Annotated in this window: 13 protein-coding genes and 1 pseudogene; 4 read left to right on the forward strand and 10 right to left on the reverse strand. The window is 33.6% G+C overall.

The annotated features are described in order from the left end of the window. Positions 1-75: 75 nt before the first annotated feature. The 3 genes from gldJ (at position 76) to GXM16_RS02255 (ending at position 3,811) form a co-directional block, all read left to right on the forward strand. A complete protein-coding gene (gene gldJ / locus GXM16_RS02245; RefSeq protein WP_163393238.1) occupies positions 76-1,761 on the forward strand; it encodes a gliding motility lipoprotein GldJ in 1,686 nt (561 codons plus the stop codon). Positions 1,762-1,874: 113 nt separating this feature from the next. Then, on the forward strand, positions 1,875-3,161 hold the full coding sequence (locus tag GXM16_RS02250; protein WP_163392311.1) for a UDP-N-acetylmuramoyl-tripeptide--D-alanyl-D-alanine ligase: 1,287 nt from the start codon (positions 1,875-1,877) through the stop codon (positions 3,159-3,161). A 125-nt stretch (positions 3,162-3,286) separates the two neighbouring features. Beyond that, a complete protein-coding gene (locus GXM16_RS02255; protein ID WP_163392313.1) occupies positions 3,287-3,811 on the forward strand; it encodes a GrpB family protein in 525 nt (174 codons plus the stop codon). On the opposite strand, the gene GXM16_RS02260 is transcribed toward GXM16_RS02255, so the two are convergent. The 7 genes and pseudogenes from GXM16_RS02260 to ahcY form a co-directional block, all read right to left on the reverse strand. Further along, positions 3,812-4,426: an alpha-ketoglutarate-dependent dioxygenase AlkB family protein gene (locus GXM16_RS02260; protein WP_208797370.1), complete on the reverse strand. Its 615-nt coding sequence runs from the start codon at positions 4,424-4,426 to the stop codon at positions 3,812-3,814. It abuts the gene before it with no gap. Positions 4,427-4,465: 39 nt separating this feature from the next. Then, a pseudogene (locus GXM16_RS22980) lies at positions 4,466-4,657 on the reverse strand (Ada metal-binding domain-containing protein); the annotation flags it as partial. Between the two features lie 98 nt (positions 4,658-4,755). Continuing rightward, positions 4,756-5,469, reverse strand: a complete 714-nt coding sequence (locus GXM16_RS02265) for a 2OG-Fe(II) oxygenase (protein WP_163392317.1) — start codon at positions 5,467-5,469, stop codon at positions 4,756-4,758. 79 nt (positions 5,470-5,548) lie between these two features. Beyond that, entirely contained in the window at positions 5,549-6,391 is an 843-nt protein-coding gene (locus GXM16_RS02270) for a bifunctional helix-turn-helix domain-containing protein/methylated-DNA--[protein]-cysteine S-methyltransferase (protein ID WP_163392319.1), read from the reverse strand. A gap of 106 nt (positions 6,392-6,497) precedes the next feature. Beyond that, entirely contained in the window at positions 6,498-6,965 is a 468-nt protein-coding gene (locus GXM16_RS02275; RefSeq protein ID WP_163392321.1) for a GNAT family N-acetyltransferase, read from the reverse strand. A 23-nt stretch (positions 6,966-6,988) separates the two neighbouring features. Then, positions 6,989-8,065 carry a WG repeat-containing protein gene (locus tag GXM16_RS02280; protein ID WP_188726524.1) on the reverse strand — a complete coding sequence of 359 codons (1,077 nt, stop codon included), beginning with the start codon at positions 8,063-8,065 and terminating at the stop codon, positions 6,989-6,991. A 268-nt stretch (positions 8,066-8,333) separates the two neighbouring features. Then, positions 8,334-9,650, reverse strand: coding sequence for an adenosylhomocysteinase (gene ahcY, locus GXM16_RS02285; protein WP_163392322.1), 1,317 nt, complete (start codon positions 9,648-9,650; stop codon positions 8,334-8,336). Between the two features lie 280 nt (positions 9,651-9,930). On the opposite strand from ahcY, the gene GXM16_RS02290 reads away from it, so the two are divergent. After that, positions 9,931-10,581 carry a 4'-phosphopantetheinyl transferase family protein gene (locus tag GXM16_RS02290; protein WP_163392324.1) on the forward strand — a complete coding sequence of 217 codons (651 nt, stop codon included), beginning with the start codon at positions 9,931-9,933 and terminating at the stop codon, positions 10,579-10,581. A gap of 8 nt (positions 10,582-10,589) precedes the next feature. Here the strand turns inward: GXM16_RS02290 and GXM16_RS02295 are convergent, their stop codons facing one another. From GXM16_RS02295 to GXM16_RS02305, 3 genes are all read right to left on the reverse strand, one after another. Next, complete coding sequence (locus GXM16_RS02295) at positions 10,590-10,982, reverse strand: group III truncated hemoglobin (RefSeq protein WP_163392326.1); 393 nt, start codon at positions 10,980-10,982, stop codon at positions 10,590-10,592. Further along, on the reverse strand, positions 10,979-11,266 hold the full coding sequence (locus GXM16_RS02300) for a hypothetical protein (protein WP_163392328.1): 288 nt from the start codon (positions 11,264-11,266) through the stop codon (positions 10,979-10,981). Before GXM16_RS02300 ends, GXM16_RS02295 begins: the two co-directional genes overlap by 4 nt. 81 nt (positions 11,267-11,347) lie before the next feature. Beyond that, a complete protein-coding gene (locus tag GXM16_RS02305) occupies positions 11,348-11,944 on the reverse strand; it encodes a Crp/Fnr family transcriptional regulator (protein WP_163392330.1) in 597 nt (198 codons plus the stop codon). Between the last annotated feature and the right edge of the window lie 24 nt (positions 11,945-11,968).

An 11,968-nucleotide genomic window follows, 5' to 3' on the forward strand; every position in this document is an offset into this window, starting at 1 on the left:
TTATTAGAACAGATGTTGCTAATTAAATGTTAATTATTATATTGCAGCACCTAAATTTATCACCTAAGAATGAGTATGAAAGTAAACAAAATTGTAGCCTTGCAAGTAATGATGTCAATAGTATTGATGTTGGGCACGGCTAGTTGTAGCAAAAAATCAAGTTCTAGCCGCGGTTCAAGAGCAACAGGTTGGGATGTTGATAGTCAGAACGGAACAGCTGCTAGAAATGCAGGAAAAAAACAACAGGCTGGTCCTGGTTTAGTTTTTGTTGAAGGAGGTACATTTACTATGGGTAAAGTACAGGATGATGTTATGCACGATTGGAATAACACACCAACTCAACAACACGTTCAGTCGTTTTACATGGATGAAACGGAAGTTACCAATGGTATGTATTTAGAATACCTTGAATGGTTGAAAAAAGTTTTCCCACCTACAGAAGAAAGTTATAAAAACATCTATGCTGGTGCATCGCCTGATACCTTAGTATGGAGAAATCGTTTAGGATACAACGAAACGATGACAAATAATTATTTAAGACATCCTGCTTATGCTGACTATCCTGTAGTTGGTGTTAATTGGATCCAGGCAGTTGAATTTAGCAAATGGAGAACAGACCGTGTTAACGAAGCGGTTTTGGAAAAAGAAAGATATATTAAAAGAGGGGCTAAAACACAAGATGTTAGTGCCGAAAGTTTATTCAATACTGAAGCGTATCTTGCATCCCCATCTACTTCTTATGGAGGTAATGAAGAAATTGTTTTAAAGAAAAGCCCTACTGGCAAAAGACCAAGAAAAGGTAAAGATGGTACTGTAGAAGAGCAGAAAAATGTTTATGCACAACGTTCTTCAGGGATTATTTTGCCAGAATACAGACTTCCTACAGAAGCTGAATGGGAATATGCAGCAGCGGCAGATGTTGGACAAAGAGAATACAATATTTATAAAGGACAAAAGAAATATCCTTGGTCTGGAGATTATACCCGTTCAGCAAAACGTAAAAACAGAGGTGACCAATTGGCTAACTTTAAACAAGGAAATGGTGACTACGGTGGAATCGCAGGTTGGTCAGATGATGGTGCAGATATTACAAATAAGATAAAAAGTTATCCTGCTAACGATTTCGGTTTATATGATATGGCTGGTAACGTAGCAGAATGGGTTGCTGACGTTTACAGACCAATAATTGATAACGAAGCAAATGATTTCAACTATTACAGAGGAAATCAATATGCTAAAAACAAAATTGGTAAAGATGGTAAGTTAGAAATTATCACTAAAGATAATATTAAATATACCACTCTGAGTAATGGTAAAGTAGTTGCTACAAATTTACCAGGAGAAATAGCTCGAGTTCCAGTTGATGAGAATGAGACTTATTTGAGACAAAATTTCAGTAAAAGTGATAATATCAATTACAGAGACGGTGATAAACAATCTTCAAGATATTATGACTTCGGAGATTCTGAATCAGGTGACAGTACTAAAGTAGCTATGTATAATTCTCCAATACATAATGTTACTACAGATAGTTTAGGTAACATGGTGAGAAAATATGACAACTCAAGCAAAAGAACAACTTTAATAAACGATAACGCAAGAGTTTATAAAGGAGGTTCGTGGAGAGACAGAGCTTACTGGTTAGATCCTGCTCAAAGAAGATACTTCCCTCAGGATATGGCTACTGATTACATTGGGTTTAGATGCGCAATGTCTAGAGTAGGTGCTAAAACTGAAAGAAGAAAATCACCAAGGAATTAAATTAGAAAATTCCGATAAAAAAAATTCCAAATTCCAAAACTGAGTTCAGTAAGGAATTTGGAATTTTTTTATTGTTTTTTTTTATTTTTATAATCTAAATAAATGCTTATAAAATGAATATTAAAGAAATTCATAACTTATTTTTAAAATGTAAATCGCTTTCAATTGATACACGCAAAATTGAAAAAGATTCTATGTTTTTTGCTATTAAAGGAGAAAATTTTGACGCCAACACTTTTGCCCGGGAAGCACTCGAGCGTGGAGCTCTGTTTGTTATAATTGATAATCCGTCTTATTTAATAGATGAAAGAACAATTGTGGTGGAAAACAGTTTGCGAACATTACAGGAGTTAGCAAAATTTCATAGGCAATATTTAAATATTTCTATTGTTGCATTGACAGGAAGTAATGGAAAAACTACCACTAAAGAACTTATAAATGTTGTTTTAGCACAAAAATACAAGGCAAAAGCAACTGTCGGAAATTTAAATAATCATATTGGAGTTCCGTTAACCTTATTGTCTTTTACCAATGAAACTGAGATTGGAATTGTAGAAATGGGTGCTAATCATAAAAAAGAAATTGAGTTTTTATGTTCAATAGCTCAGCCAGATTATGGTTATATCACAAATTTTGGAAAAGCGCATTTAGAAGGTTTTGGAGGGATAGAAGGAGTAATTGAAGGAAAAAGCGAGATGTATAAGTATCTTGCGTCAAACAATAAACTGGTTTTTGTAAATCTGGAAGACCCAATTCAGGTTGATAAAACCAAAGAAATAAAAAAATATACTTTTGGGATTGATCGTAATGAAGCAGATGTTAAAATAAATTCAATTGAAGCAAACCCTTTTGTAATTATCGGTTATAAGGATTTTATGGTTAGTTCAAATTTAATAGGTCTTTATAATGCTAATAATATCAATGCTGCCGTAGCCATTGGAACTTATTTTGAGGTTAGTAACATCGAAATTAAAACCGCAATTGAAAATTATATTCCCACTAATAATAGGTCTCAATTAATAAGAAAGGGATCATTTGAAATTATTCTGGATGCTTATAATGCTAATCCGAGCAGTATGGCTGTTGCAGTTACTAATTTTTTACAATTAGACAATTCACATAAGATAATAATTCTGGGAGATATGTTCGAGCTTGGTAATGAAAGCCAGCAAGAACATAAAATTATTGTTGATTCTTTAGCAGATCAGAATCAATCGACTGTTTATCTGATTGGAAAATCTTTTTTCGGGAATTTTATTGCTAATGAAAAACTTCATTTTTTTGAAACTTTTGAAGATTTTGCTGAATATTTAAAAATAAATAAGTTCAAAGAAGAAAGTACTATATTGATTAAAGGGTCGCGTGGTATGGCTTTGGAAAGAACATTGGATTTTCTTTAAGATTAAAATAGATCAATCTGATGACTAATTAGATTTAAATTAACTATTCTATTTGTCGATTCCTAACTTATAAATGTGTAGAAAGCACTAATCTGATAAACATTATATTTTTAGAAACTAATCCGATGATTGATAGTAAAGAATGGAATATAAAAGTTCTGCCATATAATTCGGCTTGGGCAGAGGAATTTAAAAGAATTAAAAGCGAATTACTTGCACATATAAAGGATATGGTATTGACTATTGAGCATGTGGGCAGTACATCGGTAGCGGGTTTGCATGCAAAGCCTATTATTGATATAGATATTGTGATAGAAAATGATATGTTTTTAATAGTAAAACAAAAGCTGAAAGAGATTGGTTATAAACATGTAGGTGATTTAGGGATTAAGGGCAGGGAAGCATTCAGTTATAAAAATAAAATACATCTCATGGAACATCATTTATATGTATGTGATGAGAATTCTAATGAATTGAAACGCCATCTTACTTTTCGGGATTACCTGCGAAAACATGCTCATGAAAGAGAAAAATATGCCAGGATAAAAATTGAAATGGCAAAGAAATTTCCCCATGATATAGACCAGTATCTTTTAGGAAAACAATCTGTAATTTTAGATATTTATAAAAAATGTGGTTTGATAAATTGATTATTTATATTGTACAATAGTCCTGAAAGTTAAATTTACCCGTGGTTTTGTAGTTGTTTTTGTTGGCGGTAAACGATGCAGCCAGTGTGTTTGAGTTTCTTTTTTCATAACCAGTAAGCTGCCATGTTCCAAAATTAAAGAAATCGTTTCTTTAGTTTTTTTATGTTTGAAAGCAAACTTACGCTCTGCACCAAAACTCAACGACCCAATAGCACCATTCTTTTTTAAATCTTTTTCCGCATCGCTGTGCCATGCCATTCCTTCTTCTCCTGAATGATATAAATTAAGTAAGCAGGAGTTAAATGTTTCTCCTGTTTTTTCTTCAATTATAGCTTTTAATTCAAGTAATTCTGGAGTCCACGAAAGTGCTTTTTTAGTCGTATTCGAATAAGTATATTCAAATTCCTGATCACCATACCAGGCAACTTTTCGTTTGGTCAAAATTAATTTTCCGAAAATAATCGCTTCGTCATTTTTCCATTCAATAGTATTCAGTAAAATTTCTAAATAATGATTCGACTCTTCATTGGAGAATAATTTTCCATAGTAATTTACAGTCCCGTCTTTTGGAAGCCGGTTTGCTTTTTCGTCTTCGTGCGAATTAAATAAGTCCATTTTCCAGTTTTTATATTCGGTTTTCATACAATGTCCACAAGGTCTGAAGCCATTTTGTTTAGCTTCGTTTTCAGATAAAAAGAAAATCCGGTTTTCGCGCTTCATTCTTTTCCCCGAAGAACATTTTAGAGTTCCGTAGATTTTTAGTTTTTGGTTGCCACCAAAGCAAATTTCGCCATTTTTAATTTTATTCCGAAGATCGGAATCGGAAATTTTGTTGTGTTGAAGCATATTGTTATGTGTTTTTTTTCGCCACGAATTCACGAATTAAAATAATTCTATCCGCATAGATTTTAAAAATAATTCGTGAATTCGCGGCAAAAAAATATTTATGATAAGGCATCATGAAAAATAATTCCCAGTGTATACCTTTCGCCAGAAAGAACTTCGCTGACACCATGTTTCATATTTACGCGATAATATCCTATTGATCCTTTTACAGGTCTGAAATTGGTTGTAAAAATCAAAACATCTCCCTTTTTAGGTTTTAGAACAATCGCTTTGGATTGCGCTCTTGGTGTTTGCTGAGTCAGTACAAATTCTCCTCCGGTGAAATCTTCTTCGCATTCTGAAAGGAAAAGTACAATTTGAATAGGAAAATAAATATCTCCGTATAAATCCTGATGTAAAGTATTGAACCCGTTTTTTCCGTATTTCAAAATTAAAACTGTTGCTTTAAGCTGATTGTTGTCATGACATTGCTGTAACAATTCTTCATGAGTTTGAGGAAAAATGGTATTGATATTTAAAACTTTCATCCACGTATTGGCAATTGTGGCAAGCTTAGGATAAATAGAAGTTCGGATATCCCGAATTAGATCCGGAAGCGGATAATTAAAATATTTATATTCTCCCAAACCAAATCGATAGCGTTCCATTACAACCGTTTTTCGATATAAAGTAGGGGAGTCATAATCGAATTTTAAGTCTTTACATTGTTCATTATCTAGGATATTTGGAATAATAGCAAAGCCTTTTTCGTGCATAGATTCGGTGATGCCTTCCCAGTTTTGAGAAGCAATTTTTGATTGTATATTTTGCATGATTAGATTTTAGATATGTGAAATTTCAATGACAATTAATCATTAGAATTTGTGATTTAAAAATTTAGGATTTTTCCTTTTAAGGACTTATTTGTACGCCTTCCCAGCCAATAATGGCTGTTTTTCTGGTTTTTCCCCACATATAACCACCAAATGTCCCGGAAGATTGGATAACACGGTGACACGGAATCAAAAAAGCAACAGGATTGCTTCCGATCGCTGTTCCAACTGCACGCGATGCATTTGGTTTTTGAATTTGATTCGCAATTGTTCCGTAAGTAGAAAGCTGTCCCATCGGAATTTTTAATAAAGTTTCCCAAACTTTCAGTTGAAAATCCGTTCCTTTTAAATGCAGTTTTATTTCGGTTAATTTGCTCCAGTCGTTTTGGAAAATGAATAAAGCATTTTGTTGTGACAAATCTAGTTTTTTAGAAAATTGAGCATTCGGGAATTTATCTTTCAAGGCAGTAAATCCAGAGATTTCATCTTCGGCGAAAGCCATAAAACAAACTCCTTTTCGAGTAGACGCAACGATAATTTTCCCAAATGGACTTTCGGCAAAACTGTAACTTATTTCAAGATTCTTTCCTCCGTTTTTATATTCGGCTGGTGTCATTCCTTCGATATTTACAAATAAATCATGAAGCCGGCTTGTTCCTGAAAGTCCTGTTTCAAAAGCAGTTTCAGAGATTGTTGCCTGATTTTCTTTGAGTAGTTTTTTGGCGTATTGAATACTGGTATATTGCAAAAACTTCTTCGGACTTGTTCCTGCCCATTCACTGAAAAGCCGTTGAAAATGAAACGGACTCAAATGTACTTTTTCTGCCACTTCATCCAGATTGGGCTGATCTTTAAAATTAGCTTTGATATAATCTATAGCTTCGGCGATACGATTATAATTGATGGTTTCCTGTGTGTTCATCTTCTTCCCATTTTATAATACAAATATCGATTGGTTTTAGAAGGTACAAAATCCGAAACTTGCTGTAAATGTTTATCCAGTTTTGTACTTGAATACGAAACAATTTTTACAACTCTTTTTCCATTTTATAGTTGATCAATTCAACATTTAAACGGATATTTCTTTGTTCAGCTTTTACTACAAATCCTTTCTTTTCAAAAAAAGGTTTTGCAGTTATGCTAATATCTGAGGTTATGACTGATGAATGACATTTAGCAGCTTCAATTTCTAATTCATTCAGAATTTTGTCTGCGATTCCCTGCCTTTGAAAATCCTTATGGATGTAGAAGAAATCAATATAATTTCCGTCTTTCAAAGTTCCAAATCCGGTAATTTTATTATCTATAATAGCTAATAATACAAATTGTGAATGGATAACTTCAAACCACCTTTCGGTATTTTCTACACCCAAACTCCAAACTTTAAGCTGTTCCTTATTATAGTCATCTTTGCAAACTGCCTGAATAGTTTCGATATATAATTTTTGCATTTCCGGTAAATCTGAAATCGTCGCTTTTCTGAAAACAATAGACATGTTAGTTATAAATTTTGTAATTATTACTTAAGATTATTTTTTGCATCTGAGACCCCAATTAGCTTATAACCATTTTCAGTTCGTAAAAACTCAAAATGGTCTTGTCCTGAATCTGCTTTATTTCTGGATGAAATTATAACGCTTTTGACAGGATAAAGCCAGTCAATAGATTCTCTGCAATTATTAAAATACTTTTCATACTCAGCTGTTTCGTATATAAACGGGTTTAAACCATTTGATGAAACAAAATATTCAGGATTGTCAATGGTAAGTTCTGTAAGTTTCATTTTTATAAATTGATGATTCTGGTGGATAAATTTTGATTTTGGTTCGCTTATCCATCCCATCGGTTCTTTCCAATACGTAATTTTATCAAACGAATGTTTTTCTAAATTGGCTTTGGATAAATCACGAAGTAAAGTTTTTTTCAGCCATGATTTAAATTCTTTGTCAAAATTGATAAAGGAATAATATTGACCGTCAACACCTAAGAAATATTCTCTTGTTTCATCTTCGCCTTTTTCTTTTGATTTTTCTAAAGAATAAAAATTCAGTTCATCATTATAAGGAAAATTTTCAATCAGTATCTGGTTGTTAACATCGATTAGAAATTCTTTTCCTCCTGTCCAGAAAAAATGCTCACCATCGATTTCTTTTTTTGCATCTTTTAAAGCAATCGCCATTCCGTTTCTAATTTTAGTTAAATTACTATAATTAGCAGGAATTACAATTTTTCCTTCGCTATTAAACATTCCTATTTTATCAGTTTTAGGATCTCTAAAACGGATAAAACCTTCATTTTCGCAATCCGGACTATTGTCGAAAACATATAAACTGTCGCGGCCAACTATTTTTCCTTTTTTGGTTAAATAATAACTTTTCCAGCTGTCTTTAAATTCTTCTGATACGGAAATAATGTTTTCAAATTTACTGGCTGTTGTAAGTCCCATAAATTTGGGCTCGATTTTGATATTGCCGTTTTTGTCTTTAAAACCAATAAGTGTTGTGTCTTTATTTGGAAAAGAAATCCAGATGTCTTTTTCTTGTGCAAAAAGGGTAAAATTTATAAAGAAGAAAATTGTTATTATATATTGTTTCATAGAGAGGGTTTTGTAGTAAAAATAAACTATAAAATTTTAAAAGAGAAATCGTACAAGTTAATGTTTTCTTATTGTTGCTGAGTGTGAGGTATAAAGCGGGACACTTTTACAGAGCGTAAACGGAATAAAAGATTACTTCGTTAGTTTGCTATCGCTTTTGCGTAGCGGATAACACGATCCTAAGTTTTGACGCAGGGAAATGTCCAATAAAAAACCCTCACATTTCTGTAAGGGTTCTATCTTAATTCTTAGTACTAAAAACTTAATACTAATATCTGTAGTATTCCGGTTTGAATGGACCCTGAACTTCAACACCAATGTAAGCAGCCTGATCTTCACGAAGAACTTCTAACTCAACTCCTAATTTAGCTAAGTGCAAAGCAGCAACTTTTTCATCTAAATGTTTTGGTAACATATAGACGTCGTTTTTGTAAGCTGCGCTGTTGTTCCACAATTCAATTTGAGCCAAAGTCTGGTTGGTGAAAGAGTTACTCATTACAAAACTTGGGTGACCTGTAGCGCAACCAAGGTTTACCAAACGACCTTCAGCCAAAATGATGATATCATTGCCGTTGATGTTATATTTGTCAACCTGAGGTTTGATTTCGATTTTAGATGCGCCGTGGTTTTTGTTTAACCAGGCCATGTCAATTTCGTTATCGAAGTGACCAATGTTACAAACAACAGTTTTGTCTTTCATTTGTTCGAAATGTTTTCCAACAACGATATCTTTATTCCCTGTAGTAGTAATGATGATATCAGCATTTGCAATTACAGTATCTAATTTTTTAACTTCATAACCGTCCATTGCAGCTTGTAAAGCACAAATTGGATCGATTTCAGTAACTGTTACAATAGAACCGGCGCCTCTGAAAGAAGCAGCAGTTCCTTTTCCAACGTCACCGTATCCGCAAACAATTACTCTTTTACCAGCCAACATCAAGTCAGTTGCACGACGTACAGCATCTACAGCAGATTCTTTACAACCGTATTTGTTATCAAATTTAGATTTAGTAACAGAATCGTTAATGTTGATTGCAGGCATTGGAAGTGTTCCCGCTTTTACTCTTTCGTAAAGTCTGTGAACACCTGTTGTAGTTTCTTCAGAAAGACCTTTAATTCCAGGAACCAATTCAGGGAAACGATCGATAACCATGTTTGTTAAATCTCCACCGTCATCAAGGATCATGTTCAATGGTTTTCTGTCTTCACCAAAAAATAAAGTCTGTTCGATACACCAGTCAAATTCTTCTTCATTTAAGCCTTTCCATGCGTAAACAGAGATTCCTGCGGCAGCAATAGCAGCAGCAGCCTGATCCTGAGTAGAGAAAATGTTACAGGAAGACCAGGTAACTTCTGCACCAAGGGCAATTAAAGTTTCAATCAAAACAGCAGTCTGGATTGTCATGTGAAGACATCCTGCGATACGCGCACCTTTAAGAGGCTGCTCATCTTTATATTCAGCACGAAGTGCCATTAAACCTGGCATTTCAGCTTCAGCTAGTTCAATTTCTTTTCTTCCCCAGGCAGCCAGAGAAATATCTTTTACTTTGAAAGCCACATATGGCGTAGTTGTAGTACTCATTTATATTATATTTGTATATGTATAATTTTTTGCAAATTTACATAATAGCTTTTGAATTTTACTACTTTCTCTCAGATTTATGAAATGTTTAATTTATTAATCTTTAGAATGTTAGTAATAATGGTTTTTAGAAGCTAATCCTGCTGTCCGCTATATCTTTTGCGGCGAACCCCGCCACAAAAGGATGCCGCTTCCATCAGGGCTACAAACCAACAACGTTAAATTACAAATTCAGTTTTAGACAAGATAATTCACCACTCATAATTCATAATTAGAAAGAATGCCTCTATTTCAGACTATACAATTCAACGAAACCACTAAAATCTTAATTTGGGAGATAACAGAATCTTTTGACGAACTAAGGAGCAAAGTTGTTTTAAAAGAGAAAACCCAAAAAAGACTGGACGGTATGAAGTCTCAAATGCATCAGCGTGCTTTTTTGAGCGTGCGAATGCTGATTCAGGAAATGGGTTTTACAGACAAGGACCTTCATTATGATGAGTTCGGTAAGCCGTATTTCGATTGTCATAATTATATTTCGATAACCCACTCATACAATTATGCTGCAATTATTATCAGCAATGAAACAGTTGGAATTGACATGGAACTGCAGCGCGAAAAAATCATTCGTATTGCCGATAAATTCACCGATTATGAATGCAGTTATTTAAAACCTGATTTTACCGAAGAGTATGTGAAGAAATTAACAGTAATATGGGGAGCCAAAGAAGCGATTTTTAAAATCAGAAACGAAAAAGGAATCAGTTTTAAAGATCACATTTTGGTAGAGGATTTTTCGTTAGGGAAACCCCAAACACAGGCAAGCCTGCATTTTGATGATTTGGTAAAAGATTTTGATATACATTACAAGGAAATACAATCCGATAATTTTGAAGGAAAATTTACTTTGGTTTATGCTTTTGAAAAATAGATTTAAACTTAGTTTTCCTTTTTTCGATGTTCAAACATACTCATAAACAAAAATGTTCCCATTTTTCTGGCGCGACGTTTTAAGGTGTCTGCATTTTCACCTTCAAAGTGCTGATCCAGAGTCTGAAACCAATGATTAAGCCATATTCCGAATTCATTTGAAGTGATTTTACCATCAAAATGAGCATCAACTTCATTGTGAACTGCAAGCGGATTGCCATTGTATTTTTTTACGCCAAATAAATTCATTTCCCAAAAATCGGTCAGCTTTTCCAGATGCGCATCCCAGTCTTGGATAATATCATTAAAATAAGAGCCGATTTCTTTATCGGCTCTTATTTTATCATAGAAATGATCGACTAAAAATGCCACATCGTCTCTGTTTTCTATTTGTTTTTTCACAGAAAAATAGTGTTTAAAAGAATAAATACTACACTTAAAACTGAACTCAGAATCAAAAGGTTAAAAACTACTTTGTGTTTCATTTGTGCCAAAATTGAAGTGTTGACAAAGATACAGGCTAAAACGATAACTGCCAACTGTATCATTTGCAGAATTGAAGTTCCGTTGGCTAAAACATACATAGCAGCGGCACCTCCCAGACAGCTTTGACCAATTACAGCCATTGCAGCTGATCCCATGTAATTTTTATTGAAAATGTCGAATGTTGTTTGATATAGTGTCATGATATTCAGATTTTTATAGGACAAAGATACTCCCACTATACCGCTGTATTTTATGATTTAAATCATAAAACAGAAACTATTTTATCTGTATACTTTTCGGTTTATAATCTTCAGCTCGCCTTTTTTCTCTAGGGCTTTTATGGCTCTGATGACGGTTTCTACGCGCAAACCGGTTAAATCACCAATTTGTTGTCTGGTGAAATTTATCAGATAGCCGTTTTTGTCTTTTTGAAAATTGAAATAAGCAATTCCGTGATCGATAAGTTTTAAAACACGGTGCTCAGGTTCATGCGTTGATATCTCGGCAGCCATAACTGATTTGTAATATAACCGCTGGGCCAGATTTTCAATTATTTTGAGGCTAATGGCAGGATTTTCCTCAAGAAGTTTCATGAAATTTGATTTTGAAAGCATAAAAACTTCGCATTCTTCAACCGCAATGGCATTGGCTGGATATTTTTGATTTAAAAACAGAGGCGGCTCACCAAAAGACTGTTCCTTGTAAAATATTCCCTGAATAAATTCGCGTCCCTCATCATTATAATTGCTCATTTTTACTTCACCTGCAATAATCTGATAATAGTATGTAGGTAAATTCCCTTCCTCAAAAACAATTTCATTTTTGTCGAAAGCTTTCTTTAAAGCACCGTATTTCTCTAATAATTCAGGGCTAATCATCAATCTGTCACTTTAGTTATCAAA

This window comes from Flavobacterium limi (assembly GCF_010645075.1).
Lineage (GTDB): Bacteria > Bacteroidota > Bacteroidia > Flavobacteriales > Flavobacteriaceae > Flavobacterium > Flavobacterium limi.

Coding starts and splice junctions, on each gene's coding strand:
- ahcY (WP_163392322.1), bottom strand. CDS start 9,650: ATGAGTACTACAACTACGCCATATGTGGCTTTCAAAGTAAAAGATATT.
- GXM16_RS02275 (WP_163392321.1), bottom strand. CDS start 6,965: ATGTCTATTGTTTTCAGAAAAGCGACGATTTCAGATTTACCGGAAATG.
- GXM16_RS02250 (WP_163392311.1), top strand. CDS start 1,875: ATGAATATTAAAGAAATTCATAACTTATTTTTAAAATGTAAATCGCTT.
- GXM16_RS02255 (WP_163392313.1), top strand. CDS start 3,287: ATGATTGATAGTAAAGAATGGAATATAAAAGTTCTGCCATATAATTCG.
- GXM16_RS02270 (WP_163392319.1), bottom strand. CDS start 6,391: ATGAACACACAGGAAACCATCAATTATAATCGTATCGCCGAAGCTATA.
- GXM16_RS02305 (WP_163392330.1), bottom strand. CDS start 11,944: ATGATTAGCCCTGAATTATTAGAGAAATACGGTGCTTTAAAGAAAGCT.
- GXM16_RS02260 (WP_208797370.1), bottom strand. CDS start 4,426: ATGGACTTATTTAATTCGCACGAAGACGAAAAAGCAAACCGGCTTCCA.
- GXM16_RS02300 (WP_163392328.1), bottom strand. CDS start 11,266: ATGACACTATATCAAACAACATTCGACATTTTCAATAAAAATTACATG.
- GXM16_RS02265 (WP_163392317.1), bottom strand. CDS start 5,469: ATGCAAAATATACAATCAAAAATTGCTTCTCAAAACTGGGAAGGCATC.
- gldJ (WP_163393238.1), top strand. CDS start 76: ATGAAAGTAAACAAAATTGTAGCCTTGCAAGTAATGATGTCAATAGTA.
- GXM16_RS02290 (WP_163392324.1), top strand. CDS start 9,931: ATGCCTCTATTTCAGACTATACAATTCAACGAAACCACTAAAATCTTA.
- GXM16_RS02280 (WP_188726524.1), bottom strand. CDS start 8,065: ATGAAACAATATATAATAACAATTTTCTTCTTTATAAATTTTACCCTT.